15 protein-coding genes and 1 tRNA gene are annotated in these 14,323 nt (G+C 65.6%); 6 read left to right on the top strand and 10 right to left on the bottom strand.

The features are described 5' to 3' along the window. Positions 1-265: 265 nt before the first annotated feature. The gene (rpoH, locus tag ACWMMN_RS14955; protein ID WP_059233155.1) at positions 266-1,201 is read right to left on the bottom strand and encodes an RNA polymerase sigma factor RpoH; all 936 of its coding nucleotides are present in this window, start codon (positions 1,199-1,201) and stop codon (positions 266-268) included. 362 nt (positions 1,202-1,563) lie between these two features. On the opposite strand from rpoH, the gene ACWMMN_RS14950 reads away from it, so the two are divergent. Next, positions 1,564-2,133: an acyloxyacyl hydrolase gene (locus ACWMMN_RS14950; protein WP_059233156.1), complete on the top strand. Its 570-nt coding sequence runs from the start codon at positions 1,564-1,566 to the stop codon at positions 2,131-2,133. 45 nt (positions 2,134-2,178) lie between these two features. After that, positions 2,179-2,562, top strand: a complete 384-nt coding sequence (locus tag ACWMMN_RS14945; protein ID WP_059233157.1) for a nuclear transport factor 2 family protein — start codon at positions 2,179-2,181, stop codon at positions 2,560-2,562. Positions 2,563-2,705: 143 nt separating this feature from the next. Here the strand turns inward: ACWMMN_RS14945 and leuA are convergent, their stop codons facing one another. Both leuA and ybiB read right to left on the bottom strand, forming a co-directional pair. Next, positions 2,706-4,355, bottom strand: coding sequence for a 2-isopropylmalate synthase (gene leuA / locus ACWMMN_RS14940; RefSeq protein ID WP_486422809.1), 1,650 nt, complete (start codon positions 4,353-4,355; stop codon positions 2,706-2,708). A gap of 380 nt (positions 4,356-4,735) precedes the next feature. Beyond that, positions 4,736-5,710 carry a DNA-binding protein YbiB gene (gene ybiB, locus ACWMMN_RS14935; RefSeq protein WP_059233159.1) on the bottom strand — a complete coding sequence of 325 codons (975 nt, stop codon included), beginning with the start codon at positions 5,708-5,710 and terminating at the stop codon, positions 4,736-4,738. Between the two features lie 179 nt (positions 5,711-5,889). Here ybiB and maiA point away from each other — a divergent pair, with 179 nt between their 5' ends. Beyond that, positions 5,890-6,534: a maleylacetoacetate isomerase gene (gene maiA, locus ACWMMN_RS14930; protein WP_059236603.1), complete on the top strand. Its 645-nt coding sequence runs from the start codon at positions 5,890-5,892 to the stop codon at positions 6,532-6,534. 85 nt (positions 6,535-6,619) lie between these two features. Here maiA and ftsY read toward each other — a convergent pair whose 3' ends face one another. Next, the gene (gene ftsY / locus ACWMMN_RS14925) at positions 6,620-7,777 is read right to left on the bottom strand and encodes a signal recognition particle-docking protein FtsY (RefSeq protein WP_174994100.1); all 1,158 of its coding nucleotides are present in this window, start codon (positions 7,775-7,777) and stop codon (positions 6,620-6,622) included. Positions 7,778-7,994: 217 nt separating this feature from the next. Here ftsY and rsmD point away from each other — a divergent pair, with 217 nt between their 5' ends. The 3 genes from rsmD to ACWMMN_RS14910 all read left to right on the top strand — a co-directional run bounded on the left by rsmD (position 7,995) and on the right by ACWMMN_RS14910 (position 9,544). Continuing rightward, entirely contained in the window at positions 7,995-8,609 is a 615-nt protein-coding gene (gene rsmD, locus ACWMMN_RS14920) for a 16S rRNA (guanine(966)-N(2))-methyltransferase RsmD (RefSeq protein ID WP_059233161.1), read from the top strand. A gap of 111 nt (positions 8,610-8,720) precedes the next feature. Further along, positions 8,721-9,218, top strand: coding sequence for a pantetheine-phosphate adenylyltransferase (gene coaD, locus ACWMMN_RS14915; protein WP_021163047.1), 498 nt, complete (start codon positions 8,721-8,723; stop codon positions 9,216-9,218). A 59-nt stretch (positions 9,219-9,277) separates the two neighbouring features. Beyond that, the gene (locus ACWMMN_RS14910; RefSeq protein ID WP_006477774.1) at positions 9,278-9,544 is read left to right on the top strand and encodes a YfhL family 4Fe-4S dicluster ferredoxin; all 267 of its coding nucleotides are present in this window, start codon (positions 9,278-9,280) and stop codon (positions 9,542-9,544) included. Between the two features lie 82 nt (positions 9,545-9,626). Here the strand turns inward: ACWMMN_RS14910 and hisC are convergent, their stop codons facing one another. From hisC to ispE, 6 genes are all read right to left on the bottom strand, one after another. Further along, positions 9,627-10,694 (bottom strand): histidinol-phosphate transaminase, encoded by a 1,068-nt coding sequence (gene hisC, locus ACWMMN_RS14905; protein WP_342702930.1) that lies wholly within the window; start codon positions 10,692-10,694, stop codon positions 9,627-9,629. A gap of 118 nt (positions 10,695-10,812) precedes the next feature. Further along, the gene (gene pth / locus ACWMMN_RS14900; protein ID WP_021163050.1) at positions 10,813-11,412 is read right to left on the bottom strand and encodes an aminoacyl-tRNA hydrolase; all 600 of its coding nucleotides are present in this window, start codon (positions 11,410-11,412) and stop codon (positions 10,813-10,815) included. Between the two features lie 120 nt (positions 11,413-11,532). Further along, positions 11,533-12,138, bottom strand: coding sequence for a 50S ribosomal protein L25/general stress protein Ctc (locus ACWMMN_RS14895; protein WP_059233163.1), 606 nt, complete (start codon positions 12,136-12,138; stop codon positions 11,533-11,535). A 161-nt stretch (positions 12,139-12,299) separates the two neighbouring features. After that, positions 12,300-13,262, bottom strand: coding sequence for a ribose-phosphate pyrophosphokinase (locus tag ACWMMN_RS14890; RefSeq protein WP_059233164.1), 963 nt, complete (start codon positions 13,260-13,262; stop codon positions 12,300-12,302). Positions 13,263-13,306: 44 nt separating this feature from the next. After that, positions 13,307-13,383, bottom strand: a tRNA-Gln gene (locus ACWMMN_RS14885). Positions 13,384-13,438: 55 nt separating this feature from the next. After that, a complete protein-coding gene (gene ispE, locus ACWMMN_RS14880) occupies positions 13,439-14,320 on the bottom strand; it encodes a 4-(cytidine 5'-diphospho)-2-C-methyl-D-erythritol kinase (protein WP_059233165.1) in 882 nt (293 codons plus the stop codon). Between the last annotated feature and the right edge of the window lie 3 nt (positions 14,321-14,323).

The raw sequence follows: 14,323 nt of genomic DNA, 5'->3' as shown, positions 1-14,323 counted from the left end.
GCGGCAGACCGTCGCGAAACGCGGGGCAAAAGTTGAGGCAGATCAAGGTTATGCGGAAGGGGCCCGGAAACGGCCTGATACCCGACGAATCAGGTCAAATTAATCGGCAGTGAAGCGGACGAAGAAACGGACGAAGAAACGGGCGGAGAAATGCGCGCTGAAGCGCACGCAGAAGCGTGTGCAAGCACGCGAAAAAGACGGGCGAAAAAAAACCGCTGCCGGTCGGGCAGCGGTTTTCGATGAGGCGCTCTAAATCGCCGTGGATTTACGCGTATTCGGCGAGGGCAGTGCGCATCTTTTTCATTGCGCTCGCTTCGATCTGGCGGATACGTTCCGCGGACACGCCGAATTCGGCCGCGAGATCGTGCAGCGTCGAGCCGCCCGAGCCGTCGTCGTCGACGTGCAGCCAGCGTGCCTCGATGATGCGGCGGCTGCGGGCGTCGAGCGCCTCGAGTGCCTGCGCGATGCCGTCCGTCTGCAGCGAGTCGCGCTGACGCGCGGCGAGCACGGCGGTCGGCTCGTTGTGCGAGTCGGCCAGGTAGGCGATCGGCGCGTACGACTCCTCGCCGTCTTCCACCTGCCCTTCGAGCGCGATGTCGCCGCCCGACAGGCGCGTTTCCATCTCGGTCACGTCTTCGCGCTTGACGTTGAGTTCCTGCGCGAGGCCGTCGATTTCCTCGGGCGTCATCGCCTGCATGGACTTCTTGTGGCTGCGCAGGTTGAAGAACAGCTTGCGCTGCGCCTTCGTCGTCGCGACCTTCACCATGCGCCAGTTGCGCAGGATGTACTCGTGGATCTCGGCCTTGATCCAGTGGATCGCATACGACACGAGACGCACGTTCTGCGCCGGATCGAAGCGCTTCACGGCCTTCATCAGGCCGATGTTGCCTTCCTGGATCAGGTCGCCGTGCGGCAGGCCGTAGCCGAGATAGTTGCGCGCGATCGACACGACCAGACGCAGGTGCGACAGCACGAGGCGGCGCGCCGAGTCGAGGTTGTTGCCTTCGCGGAATTCGGTTGCGTACTGGCGTTCCTCTTCGGCGGTCAGCAGCGGGATGCGGTTGACGGCCTGGATATACGCGTCGATGTTGCCGAGCTGGCCGGGCAACATCGATTGGGCTGCGAGCGCCAGCGAGCCTGCCGATTCGGCCTTGGCCGGCGTCGGGCTCAGGGTATTCGGGAGGGTCAGGGCGTTGCTCACTAAAAAAACTCCTTTGGAATCAGGGACAAACCCCCGGTCTCGAATGAGATTCCGTGGGCCATCTTAGCACTCCCGCAAGACGAGTGCTAATTCCTTAGAGCGGGCGGGGGCATCCGAGTTCCCGGTTTTTCTATCGATCAAGTGGAGTCGATAGTCTAATCTGCGACAGGAGGCGCGACGCGAAGTTCCGTAAGCCGTTGTTTCTGATGACAATCAGTAGACGATTTCGATTTTTGTCGTTTTGGAAGGAAGCCATTTCGCTTCGTGATGCCGATCCGAAAAGTCCTTTACCATAACATTCAGTTCGCTCGGGCCAAGCCGTTGCGGCAGGCTCCATTCAACCCAAAAAGTTGGAGTGTCAGATGAACAATAAGAAGAATCGCCGGCCCCGCAGCCGGCTTGCGCTGCATGCATTGTTGGCAGCGTCACTTCTGGGCGGATCGGGTGCGGCGTTTGCGGATCGATGGGGGATCCAGGCGGGCGGCGGGTTTTCGGATCGTCGCGGGATCGACAAGGGCGATCTCGGCGTCGTGTGGGATCCGGGCTGGAACTGGTGGCAGGTCGGCGGCTGGCACTTCGCGTTTGTCGTCGAAGGGCACGTCGGGTACTGGCACACGGGCGGCAACGTCCACAGCAGCATCGGCGAATTCGGCGTGACGCCGATGTTCCGCTTCATCAGGAGCGCGGGGGAGATTCGCCCGTTCATCGAGGCCGGCGGTGGTGTCCGGCTTCTGACACACCCTACGATCTCGAACAATTTTTCGCTGTCGACCGCGTTCCAGTTCGCACCGACTGCGGGCGTCGGCGTGCAGTTCGGCCAACGGCAACAGTATCAGGTCGGCTACCGTTTTGAACATGTGTCTAACGCGGGTATCAAAGAGCCGAATCCTGGTATAAATTTCCACCAGTTCTACGTGCAGTACAACTTCTGATCCGTACGCCCGCGCACGGCGGGCGCGTTGCCGAGGAGTCAGGCGATGGCGAAGGTGATCGATGCGATCCGCGCGCTCGAGCGCGATCGGTTCCGGGCGATGGTGGACGGGGACGGCGAGGCGCTCGACGCGCTATTGTCGGACAAGGTGTTCTTCGTCCACACCAATGGCAAACGCGAAACCAAGCAGCAGTTCATCGACGCCATCGTCGCCGGCCGCCGCCGCTATCGCCAGATCGAAATCCAGTCTCAGGACGTGTTGCCCGTCGGCGACGAAACCTGCGTCGTCACGGGGCGCGCGTTGATCGAGATGGAAACGAACAACGGCGGTCTGGTCTTCCCGATTGCCTATACCTCCGTCCACACGCACGAGCAGGGCCGCTGGAGCCTGTTCGCGTGGCAGGCGACGCGGTGCGCGACCGAGACATGAGCGCGCATCGCGCTCCTTTTCATGTCCCCGAATCGAGCGGCCTTGTGGGCCGCTTTTTGCTGGCCCGTGCGGCGCGGATTGCGCGGCGCACGGGCGGTCACGCACCGCTCGCTGGCATGTCACCCTGAGTCGAAGCCCGGCGGTCACGCCGCCACGCGGCGGTCCGTGCAGTGCCAGGCCGAACGGTTGATCGCGCTGACGACCGCGTCGAGCGCGGCGCTCGCCGCATCGGCATGCAGGCCGACACCGTGCCGCAGCGGCGCATCGCCGACCCGGCAGCCGACCGATACCGCGATCCGGCCGTCCGTCGTGCGGGCGTGTTCGCACGACGCGATGTCGATCGCGGCGCCGGCGGCCGCTGCAAATGCCGCGGCGAAACGTCGCACCGCGTCCTCGGGCGTCGCATCGGCGGCGGGCGCCGCTGCCGCGATCTCGCGGTTCTGCCAGCGTGCGCTGCTGCCGTGCCGTGCGGCCGGGCCGTCGGTCTCGAAGAATTCGCGTGCGAACAGCGCGCAGATCGCGTCGCCCGTCACTTCCTCGCCCGATGCGTCGGCGAGCGTCTGCACTGCATGGCTGAATTCGATCTGCACGCGGCGCGTCGGCGTGAAGCCCATTCCGCGTTCGAGCAGGAACGTCGCGCCGCCCTTGCCGGACTGGCTGTTCACGCGGATCACCGCGTCGTAGCTGCGGCCGAGGTCGGCCGGGTCGATCGGCAGGTACGGCACTTCCCAGGCCGCGTCGGGGCGCTGCTGCGCGAAGCCCTTGCGGATCGCATCCTGGTGCGAGCCCGAGAACGCGGTGAACACGAGGTCGCCCGCGTACGGGTGGCGCGGATGCACGGGAATCTGGTTGCAGCGCTCGACGACGCGGCGCACCGCGTCGATGTCGGAGAAGTCGAGGCCCGGGTCGATGCCCTGCGTGTAGAGGTTCAGCGCGAGCGTGACGAGATCGACGTTGCCGGTGCGCTCGCCGTTGCCGAACAGGCAGCCCTCGATGCGGTCGGCGCCCGCGAGCAGCGCGAGTTCGGCGGCCGCGACCGCGGTGCCGCGGTCGTTGTGCGGATGCACGGACAGCACGATGCTGTCGCGATACGCGAGGTTGCGGTCCATCCATTCGATCTGGTCGGCGAACACGTTCGGGCTCGCGGCTTCGACGGTGGCCGGCAGGTTGACGATCATCTTGTGGTCGCGGGTCGGGCGCCACGTCTGCGCGACCGCGTCGCAGATCTCGCGTGCGAACGTCAGCTCGGTCATGCTGAAGGTTTCCGGCGAGTACTGGAAGGTCCACTGCGTATCGGGGCGCGCGGCCGCGTGTTCCTTGACGATGCGCGTGCCGTCGATCGCGAGCGCCTTCACGTCGTTCTTCGACATCCCGAACACGATGCGGCGGAACGACGGGCAGACCGCGTTGTACAGGTGCACGATCGCGCGCGGCACGCCTTCGAGCGCGTCGAGCGTGCGGGCGATCAGGTCTTCGCGCGACTGCACGAGCACCTCGATCGTCACGTCGTCCGGAATCCGCTTGTCGTCGATCAGCTTGCGGACGAAATCGAAGTCGGTTTGCGACGCCGACGGAAAACCGACCTCGATCTCCTTGAACCCGATCGCAACCAGCATCTCGAAGAACTCCAGCTTCTGCTCGATGCTCATCGGCTCGATCAGCGACTGGTTGCCGTCGCGCAGGTCGGTGCTCATCCACACGGGCGCACGCTCGATGGTGCGGGACGGCCAGCGGCGGCCATTGAGGCGGACGGGCTCGAACGGACGGTATTTGTCTTGCGGATTGCGCTGCATCTTCTGGACCTCGGGTCTCAAGTCGCGAGCGAAGACGGGCGGCATGGGCGACGGTTGGCGCTGCCTCGCACCGCCGCGCGCAATGGCGCCGCAGATGCGGATGATCTTCGCGAATCGGCCGACGGATAGACGGACGAATGCTGACGACTTCGGTTGTAAAAACTGCGAGAGGGGTACTGCGAGGAACTGCTGGGAGGGACCGTGCGGACAGCACACGGCGCTACGACAGCCTTAGGCTAGTCGTAGCGATAGCGGCCGCGCTAGGCGGCCGGAGGTAATTCGGAGGGTGTTCGGAAAGGAACGCATGGCGACCACTCTATGCCAGGATGCGGCAGTGTGTCAAATGGTCGGGATAAAGGGGCGGGTCGCCGGCCGTGCCGTCAGCGCGCGATACGGGCGATCTGCACGATCGTCGCGACCTGCCGCGAAACCGTGTCCGGCACCGGCACCTCGCCGCGCAGCACGGCGTCCGTCCACGCGGCCGTGGTCGCCGCATCGCGCGATTCGGGCAGCGCGACGGGCGGCGCGTCGGTCGACGAACGTTCGGCCTCGATCAGCGTGTCGCACGCGCCGTCGTGCAGCCAGTCGACCTGCACCTGGCGCCGCGTGTCGGCGACGGCTTCGCCCTCGGTGCCGCGCGCGAGCAGCGCGCCGCCGAGCGCGGCGTCCGGATGATCGCGGAACAGCTGCGCGAGGCTGTCACGGTACGGCGGATGCGTGTAGTTGACGAGCCGCAGCCCGGCCGGCGCGAACGGCTGCAGGATCTTCACGAGCGTGTGCGTCGAATTGCGTACGCCGAGTACGCTGCGCATCGACAGCAGGTGTGCAAGGCGCGGCGCCAGGACTTCGATCGGCGCGAACGCGACGCGGCGCTCGGCGAGCATGTCTTCGATCGCATCGTGCGACGTCGACGGCGCGAGCGACAGTGCCGAGAAAATTTCCGCGCTCGTCACGCGGCCCGGATCGCGCTCCACACCGTGCACGAGCACCGGCACGCCTTCGCGCGCGAGCAGCAGCGCGAGCAGCGGCACGAGGTTCGGCTGCTTGCGCGCACCGTTGTAGCTCGGGATCGCCACCGGGCGGAATGCCGCGTCCTGCACATGCACGGGCTCGAACGATGCCTGCGCGGCGGCGAGCATCGCGGCCAGTTCGTCGGCGGATTCGCCCTTCAGCCGATAGGCGATCAGGATCGCGCCGAGTTCGACGTCCGACACGCGTGCGTCGAGCATTGCGCGATAGAGCTCGAACGTGTCCTCGGCGGACAGCGCGCGCGCGCCGTGCGGGCCGCGGCCGATTTCCTTGATGAAGCGGGCGCACGGGAACGGAGCGGTGGCGGGATCGTGGGAAGCGGTCATCGGGGCGTGGGGCGGGCGGCCGGCATCGGGCCGCGCGGTGAGCGGTGAGGAATGCCCCGAGTATCGCACGGGCGCAGGCGCGCATCGTGCCGCGCTACACTCTGGGTCCCGGCGGTGCGCGCGCCGGCTGCGCCGCGCCCGTGCCGTTGCCGGCCGAATACGACTACGAGAGACATCCCATGAAGCTCTACAGCTATTTCCGCAGTTCCGCGTCGTACCGCGTGCGGATCGCCCTGAACCTGAAGCGGCTGCCGTTCGACTATGTCCCCGTGCACATGCTGCGCGACGGCGGCGAGCAGCTGAAGGACGCGTACCGCGCACTGAACCCGGATGCGGTCGTGCCGACGCTGATCGACGACGACGCGACGCTGCAGCAGTCGCTCGCGATCATCGAGTATCTCGAGGAAACCCATCCCGAGCCCGCGCTGCTGCCGAAGGAGCCGGTCGATCGCGCGTACGTGCGCGCGGTCGCCCTGCAGATCGCGTGCGAAATCCATCCGCTCAACAACCTGCGCGTGCTGAAGTACCTGAAGCACACGCTGAAGGTGCCCGAGGAGGCGAAGAACGCGTGGTACCGGCACTGGATCGAGGCCGGCTTCGAAACGCTCGAGTCGCGTCTCGCGAACGATCCGCGCACCGGCAAGCTGGTTTTCGGCGACACGCCGACGCTCGCCGACGTGTGCCTCGTGCCGCAGGTGTTCAACGCGAACCGCTTCTCGATCGATACCACGCGCTTTCCGACGATCCAGCGGATCGTCGATCATGCCGCGACGCTCGATGCGTTCAAGGCCGCCGAGCCGGGCGTGCAGCCCGACGCGGAGTGAGCGCGGCGCACCCGCTGCGAGCATGAGCGCGCACGCATGAAAAAGGGCGCCCGAAGGCGCCCCGTGCGATGCGTGCCGGCGAGGTTCAGCCGAGCAACGCGTCCGCGAATTCCACCGCGCTGAACGGCTGCAGGTCCTCGACCTTTTCGCCGACGCCGATGAAGTAGACGGGCACCGGTCGTTGCCGCGCGATCGCGGCGAGGATCCCGCCCTTCGCGGTGCCGTCGAGCTTCGTGACGATCAGGCCGGTGAGGCCGAGCGCGTCGTCGAATGCCTTCACCTGCGTGAGTGCGTTCTGGCCGGTGTTCGCGTCGATCACCAGCAGCACTTCGTGCGGCGCGCCGTCGTGCGCCTTCGAGATCACGCGCTTCACCTTCTTCAGCTCTTCCATCAGGTGAATCTGCGTCGGCAGGCGGCCGGCCGTGTCGGCCATCATCACGTCGATCTTGCGCGCGCGCGCGGCGCTGACCGCGTCGAAGATCACCGCGGCCGGATCGCCGCTTTCCTGCTGCACGACCGTCACGTTGTTGCGCTCGCCCCAGACCGAGAGCTGCTCGCGTGCGGCCGCGCGGAACGTGTCGCCCGCGGCCAGCAGCACCGACTGGTCGAAGCTCTGCAGATGCTTCGCGAGCTTGCCGATGCTGGTCGTCTTGCCCGCGCCGTTCACGCCGGTGATCATCATCACGAGCGGCTGCGCGCGGCCGAGCATCAGCGATTTCTCGAGCGGCGTCAGCAGCTCGACGAGCAGGTCATGCAGCGCGTCCTTCACCTGCTGCGGGTCGGTCAGCCGGGCCGTGCGCACCTTTTCGCGCAGCGCGCCGAGCAGGTACTCGGTCGCATCGACGCCCGCGTCGGACATCAGCAGCGCGGTTTCGAGCTCCTCGTACAGATCCTCGTCGATCTTCGTGTTGACGAACACGCCGGTGATGCTCGAGCCCGTCTTCGCGAGCCCCGTTTTCAGGCGCGCGAGCCAGGACTTCTTCGCCGACGCGTCCTGCAGCGGCGGCGGGACGATCTCGACCGTCTCGACGACTTCGTCGCGGCCGTCGTTGGTCGGCGTGACCGTCACGACGACGGCCGGCGCGGCCGGTTGCACGGGCGCTTGCGGCACATCGGCCGCGGGCGCCGCATCGCGCGCAGGCGCCGCATCGGACGGCTCGTCCGCTTGCTGCGCGTCGGCCGATTGCGATTCCGCCGGATCGGGCTCCTGCGATTTCTTGAATCGTTTGAAGAAACTGAACATGGTCTGACGTCGGGAAGAGGGCAGGCCCGCCGGGAGGGGCGGGGCGCCGGACGGGCCGTTCTGCGTTCGCGCGGGCGCGGCGCACGGCGGCCGAAACCGTGCATTTTATCAGTGCGGCGTGGCGCTCGCGTCAGTGCGCGTTGCCGCTGTGGTAACGTGCGCCTGTTTGGCGGTGCGCCCCTGTGCGTACCCGGTCCCTCCGTCGTCGATATTCCGTATGTCCCGTTCCTCTTCCGGCCGCCCGGCGGCCCCTCCTGCCCGCGGCAAGCCGCACACGATCCGCATCATCGGCGGTGACTGGAAGCGCACGCCGCTCGCGGTGCTCGATCTCGACGGTCTGCGGCCAACGCCCGATCGCGTGCGCGAGACGCTGTTCAACTGGCTCGGCCAGGATCTCGAAGGCCGCCGCTGCCTCGACCTGTTCGCGGGCACCGGCGCGCTCGGCTTCGAGGCCGCGTCGCGCGGCGCGGCGAGCGTCGTGATGGTCGAGCGCCACCCGCGCGCCGCACAGCAGCTGCGGGCGATCAAGGACAAGCTCGGCGCCCGCTCGGTCGAAGTCGCCGAAGCCGATGCGCTGCGGCTCGCGGCCGGGCTCACGCCCGGTGCGTTCGACGTCGTGTTTCTCGATCCGCCGTTCGGCGAACCGGCCGTGCTCGATCGCGCGGTCGCGCTGGCGGCGCCGCTCGTCGCGGCGGGCGGCGCGCTGTACGTCGAAACGGGGGCGGAACTCGACCCGGCCGCGCACGAGGCGCTCGCCGGCTGGCAAGTGGAGAAGCACGGCAAGGCGGGTGCGGTTCACTATCATTTGCTGCGGCGCGAAAATGATGAATAATGCGCGTTCCATACGAGGCGGCGCGCCGCAAAGGCGACGCATGCCCATCCCGGCAGCGGCGTGCGCATCGCGCGGCTGCCATCCCGTTTGCGTGATGACAGGAGGAGCGACATGGTAGTCGCCGTGTATCCCGGTACGTTCGATCCGCTGACGCGCGGGCACGAAGACCTCGTGCGGCGTGCGTCGAGCATTTTTGATACGCTGGTTGTGGGCGTTGCCGACAGCCGCGCGAAAAAGCCGTTCTTCTCGCTCGAAGAACGTCTGACGATTGCGAACGAGGTGCTCGGCCATTATCCGAACGTGAAGGTGATGAGTTTCACCGGCCTCCTGAAGGATTTCGTCCGGACCAACAACGCGCGCGTGATCGTGCGCGGCCTGCGCGCCGTGTCCGATTTCGAATATGAGTTCCAGATGGCGGGGATGAACCGCTACCTGTTGCCCGACGTCGAGACGATGTTCATGACGCCGTCCGATCAGTACCAGTTCATCTCGGGGACGATCGTGCGCGAAATCGCGCAGTTGGGCGGCGATGTCAGCAAGTTCGTGTTTCCGTCCGTCGAGAAGTGGCTGACCGAGAAAGTGACGGCGATGGGAGGCCCTGCCGCGTAATGCGGCGCCGGCCGGTTTCGTTGCGAAGCCGGCCACTGGCCTGAAGAAGTGAGATCAGTATGGCTTTGATGATTACCGACGAGTGCATCAATTGCGACGTGTGCGAGCCCGAGTGCCCGAACGGCGCGATTTCGATGGGCCCGGACATCTACGTGATCGACCCGAACAAGTGCACCGAGTGCGTCGGCCATTTCGACGAACCGCAGTGCCAGCAGGTGTGTCCGGTCGAATGCATTCCGCGCGATCCGCAGCATGACGAGTCGCACGCGCAATTGATGGAGAAGTATCACGCGCTGATCGCCGTGAAGGGCGACGACGCGTCGTGACCCGGCGGTGACGCGCGCCCGTTGACTGGCGAGCGCACGTTCCGCTTTCAGATCGGCGCCGCCCGGCGCCGGTTCTTCCGTATCAGGCCAGCAGTTTGCGCAACGCCGCGACGAGTGCGTCGCATTCGGCATCGGTGCCGACCGTGATGCGCAGGTGCTGGTCGATCCTCGGCAGCCGGAAGTGCCGCACGAAAATTTCCCGTTCCTTCAGTTTCGCCGCGATCGTGCCCGCATCGTGCGCAGGATGGCGTGCGAACACGAAATTCGCCGCCGACGGCACGATGTCGAAGCCGAGCGCGTCGAGCGCGTGCGTGAGCCGCGTCCGGCTGTCGATCACGCGCCGGCAGGTCGCGTCGAAATAGTCGGTGTCGTCATACGCGGCCTGCGCGGCGACCTGCGCGAGCCGGTCGAGCGGATAGGAGTTGAAGCTGTCCTTCACGCGGTTCAGCGCGTCGATCAGCGCCGCATCGCCGAACGCGAAGCCGACGCGCATGCCCGCGAGCGAGCGCGCCTTCGACGTCGTGTGCACGACGAGCAGGTTCGGATGACGGTCGATCAGCGTAATCGCCGACTGCGCGCCGAAATCGACGTACGCCTCGTCGATCACGACGACCGATGACGGATTCGCGGCCGCGATCCGCTCGACGTCCGCGAGCGGCAGCGCGCGCCCGGTCGGCGCATTCGGGTTCGGAAACAGCACGCCGCCGGCGTCGTCGAGATAGTCGTCGACGCGGATCGAGAAGTCGTCCGCGAGCGGCACGACCGTGGTGTCGACGCCGTACAGGCGCGCGTAGGTCGGATAGAAGCTGTACGTGATGTCCGGAAAGCGCAGCGGGCGGTCGTGCTTCAGCAGCGCCTGGAACGTGTGCGCGAGCACCTCGTCGGAGCCGTTGCCGACGAACACCTGCTCGGGCTCGATGCGGTGATGGGCCGCGACCGTCTCGCGTAGCGCACGCGCGACCGGGTCCGGATAGCGGCGCAGCGTGTCGCCGGTCGTGCCGAGTTCGCGTGCGATCGCCGCGACGACGCGCGGCGACGGCGGATAGGGATTCTCGTTGGTGTTCAGCTTGACGGGGTGCGCGAGCGCGGGCTGCTCGCCCGGCACGTAAGGCACGAGTTGCTGAACGACGTCGCTCCAGTAACGGCTCACCGCTTGGCTCCTGTCGGGCAAAACGTCGAGATTACCGCATGTGTGCGTCGCGGTGGGGCGGGCGGAGCCGCCCGGCGGCGCCGGACGGCCCGATGCACCGGGCCGGTGCGACGCTCGGTCAATTGCGATGCAGCTGCATCGTCGCGCGGTCGAGTTCGCCCTTGACGACCATCGGCATCACGGCGAGCGCGCGTTCGATCGACGCGTCGATCACGTCCTGCTCCTCGCGGCGCGGCGGCTTCAGCACGAAGTTCGCGACGTCGGGCTTCGCGCCGGCGCGCGCGCTTTCCGGAATCAGGTCGCGCGGATGGCCGATGCCGATCCGCAGCCGCCAGTATTGCTGCGACGACAGGTGCGCGGTGATGTCCTTCAGGCCGTTGTGGCCGCCGCTGCCGCCGCCGAGCTTCAGCTTCACGGTGCCGGGCGGCAGGTCGAGCTCGTCATGCGCGACGAGGATCTGGTCGGGCAGGATCTTGAAGAATTGCGCGAGCGCGACGACCGACTGGCCGGAGCGGTTCATGTAGGTTTGCGGCTCGAGCAGGTGGACTTCCTCGCCGTGCAGGCGCGCTTTCGCGTAGAAGCCGTGGAAGCGGCGTTCGTCGCGCAGCGTCGCGCCGGCTTCGCGGGCGAGCTGGTCGATCAGCCAGAAGCCGGCGTTGTGGCGCGTCGCGGTGTATTCCGCCCCGGGATTGCCGAGGCCGACGATCAGTTTGATCATGACGTTTCGAAGGCGGCAACGGCCGCCTGGGCGCAGAAAAAGAAAAACCCGCCGGGCAAGCCGCGGCGGGTTGCGTCGACCGTTTCGTGAAACGGATCGATGGGGCGCGTAGGCAGCCGCTTAGGCAGCCGGCGTTTCGCCTTCAGCTGCGTCCGACACGGCACCAGCCGGGATCGTCGCCGATGCGACAACCGGGTTTTCCGCGTCGACGTGCGCGACCAGCGCGACGCCCTTCGGCAGCGTGATGTCCTTCGCGTGCAGCGATTGACCGGCTTCGATCTTCGACAGGTCGACTTCGAGGAACTCCGGCAGGTCAGCCGGCAGGCACTCGATTTCGATTTCCGTCGCGACGTGCGAAACGATCGCGCTCGACAGCTTCACGGCCGGGCTGACTTCCGCGTTCAGGAAGTGCAGCGGTGCCTTCGTGTGCAGCTTCTTCTTCGCGTCAACGCGCTGGAAGTCCACGTGCAGCACCAGTTGCTTGAACGGGTGGTATTGCACGTCGCGCAGCAGAACCTGTTGCGACTGGCCAGCCACTTCGAGGTCGAGGATCGACGAGTGGAAAGCTTCCTTCTTCAGGGCGTGCCACAGGGCGTTGTGATCGAGTTCGATCTTTTGCGGGGCCACTTCGCCACCGTAAACGATACCCGTGGTCTTACCAGCGTTGCGCAGGCGGCGGCTCGCACCCGTACCTTGCTCTTGGCGCTCGAAAGCGACGACTTTCATATGATTCTCCATTAGCTGCCCGCGACCAGGCAGTAAAACGGGGCCGTCAAACGGCGGCCCCTGATGAAACGGTCGGGGTTTCGTCTATCCCGTCCGATTGTGCAAAAAGCGAAGCGTTGCCGCTTCGCTTTCTGCGCATACTTTGTTCAGTCGATTCGCGATCAGGATTCCGCGAACAGCGACATCACCGAATCGCCGCGGCGGATCCGCGAGAACGTCTCGGCCAGCAGGCTCGCGCTCGTCAGCGAGCGGATCTTCGAGCAGGCCAGCGATTCGGCCGACAGCGGGATCGTATCGGTGACGACGAGCTCGTCGAGTGCCGATGCGGCGATGCGATCTGCGGCGCCGCCCGACAGCACGGGGTGCGTCGCGTACGCGAACACCTGCTTCGCACCGCGGTCCTTCAGCACTTGTGCGGCCTTGCAGAGCGTGCCGGCCGTATCGACCATGTCGTCCATGATCACGCAGGTGCGGCCTTCGACTTCACCGATGATGTTCATCACTTCGGCGATGTTCGCCTTCGGACGACGCTTGTCGATGATCGCGAGATCGCAGTTGAGCTGCTTCGCGAGTGCCCGGGCACGCACCACGCCGCCGACGTCCGGCGACACGACGAGCAGATCCGAGTAGTTCTGCTTGCGCAGGTCACCCAGCAGGATCGGCGTTGCGTAGATGTTGTCGACCGGGATGTCGAAGAAGCCCTGAATCTGGTCGGCGTGCAGATCCATCGTGATGATCCGCTCGACGCCGGCGATTTCCAGCATGTTCGCGATGACCTTCGCCGAGATCGCGACGCGCGCCGAACGCGGGCGTCGATCCTGACGGGCATAGCCGAAGTAGGGGATGGCTGCAGTGATCCGGCCGGCGGATGCGCGCTTGAGCGCATCGACCATGATCATCAGTTCCATCAGGTTGTCGTTCGTCGGTGCGCACGTGGATTGCAGGACGAAGACGTCCTTGCCGCGCACGTTTTCCTGGATCTCGACCTGGATCTCGCCGTCGGAGAAACGGCTGACCATTGCTTTGCCGAGGGGGATACCAAGGATATTGACGACTTCCTGGGCGAGCGCGGGATTCGCGTTGCCAGTAAAGACCATCAGGCCATCATGGCTGTGGCTGCTCATCGTGCACCTGCTTCAGGCTTGGGCGGGAAATGCGGGAAAATTTTTGGCAGGGGAGGAAGGACTCGAACCCTCGCATGCCGGAATCAAAATCCGGTGCCTTGACCAACTTGGCGACTCCCCTACACTTAACTGACTGCTTCACCGAACTCGTGTAGGCCGTTCGGCAAAGTAAAACTTCATGACGCGAAAGCGAAGAGCGGATGCTCGTTCAGACTCTCGGCAACTGCGCCATTCCAACTGGCGGGCAGCTTGGCTTTCGCCGCTTCTGCCTCGTGCTTGCTGTGAAACGCTGCAAACACGCTTGCTCCGGAGCCGGTCATCCTCGCGGGGGTCAAATCATACAACCATTTAACCGCCAGCGCAACTTCCGCGTACTTCCTTGTTACAACTTCCTGCATGTCGTTCCGGCCGAAGCTATCTGGCCATCCCGCATCGCTGGTTTGCTGTGCAAGAAAGTCAGCAATTGTGACGGGCTTCGTATCTCTTGTCAACCACTCATCTGAAAATATTTCAGCGGTGGGGACATGAACGCTTGGCGTCACAACCAAGAACCAGCGAGTCGGCAATTGTACCTCAGCTAATTCCTCTCCGATACCCTCTGCGAACGCATTTTTTCCAAAAATAAAAAACGGAACGTCCGCGCCGAGTTTGACCGCGAGCGACTGGAGCTCGGCACGCGGCAGGTCGAGTTGCCACAGGCGGTTCAGCGCGAGCAGCGTCGTCGCCGCGTCGGAGCTGCCGCCGCCGAGACCGGCGCCCATCGGCAGGCGCTTGTCGATCTCGATGTCGACGCCGTGCGCGGTGCCCGTATGCGCTTTCAGCAGGTTGGCCGCGCGCACGACGAGATCGCTTTCCTCGGGCACGCCTGGCACGTCGGTGACGCGCGCGACACGGCCGTCGTCGCGCAGCGTGAAGTGCAGCGTATCGCCCCAGTTCAGCAGCTGGAACACGCTCTGCAGATCGTGATAGCCGTTCGGACGACGGCCGGTGATGTGCAGGAACAGGTTGAGTTTCGCGGGCGCAAGGCAGTTGCGCAGCGAGCGGGTCGAATCGGTCATGCG

Source organism: Burkholderia cepacia complex sp. TUM26381, from assembly GCF_057439935.1.
Note: the sequence above shows the minus strand (reverse complement) of the source record. Positions and strands in the feature narration are given on the sequence as shown.

Coding starts and splice junctions, on each gene's coding strand:
- ACWMMN_RS14950 (WP_059233156.1), top strand. CDS start 1,564: ATGAACAATAAGAAGAATCGCCGGCCCCGCAGCCGGCTTGCGCTGCAT.
- ACWMMN_RS14945 (WP_059233157.1), top strand. CDS start 2,179: ATGGCGAAGGTGATCGATGCGATCCGCGCGCTCGAGCGCGATCGGTTC.
- leuA (WP_486422809.1), bottom strand. CDS start 4,355: ATGCAGCGCAATCCGCAAGACAAATACCGTCCGTTCGAGCCCGTCCGC.
- ybiB (WP_059233159.1), bottom strand. CDS start 5,710: ATGACCGCTTCCCACGATCCCGCCACCGCTCCGTTCCCGTGCGCCCGC.
- maiA (WP_059236603.1), top strand. CDS start 5,890: ATGAAGCTCTACAGCTATTTCCGCAGTTCCGCGTCGTACCGCGTGCGG.
- ftsY (WP_174994100.1), bottom strand. CDS start 7,777: ATGTTCAGTTTCTTCAAACGATTCAAGAAATCGCAGGAGCCCGATCCG.
- rsmD (WP_059233161.1), top strand. CDS start 7,995: ATGTCCCGTTCCTCTTCCGGCCGCCCGGCGGCCCCTCCTGCCCGCGGC.
- coaD (WP_021163047.1), top strand. CDS start 8,721: ATGGTAGTCGCCGTGTATCCCGGTACGTTCGATCCGCTGACGCGCGGG.
- ACWMMN_RS14910 (WP_006477774.1), top strand. CDS start 9,278: ATGGCTTTGATGATTACCGACGAGTGCATCAATTGCGACGTGTGCGAG.
- pth (WP_021163050.1), bottom strand. CDS start 11,412: ATGATCAAACTGATCGTCGGCCTCGGCAATCCCGGGGCGGAATACACC.
- ACWMMN_RS14895 (WP_059233163.1), bottom strand. CDS start 12,138: ATGAAAGTCGTCGCTTTCGAGCGCCAAGAGCAAGGTACGGGTGCGAGC.
- ACWMMN_RS14890 (WP_059233164.1), bottom strand. CDS start 13,262: ATGAGCAGCCACAGCCATGATGGCCTGATGGTCTTTACTGGCAACGCG.
- ispE (WP_059233165.1), bottom strand. CDS start 14,320: ATGACCGATTCGACCCGCTCGCTGCGCAACTGCCTTGCGCCCGCGAAA.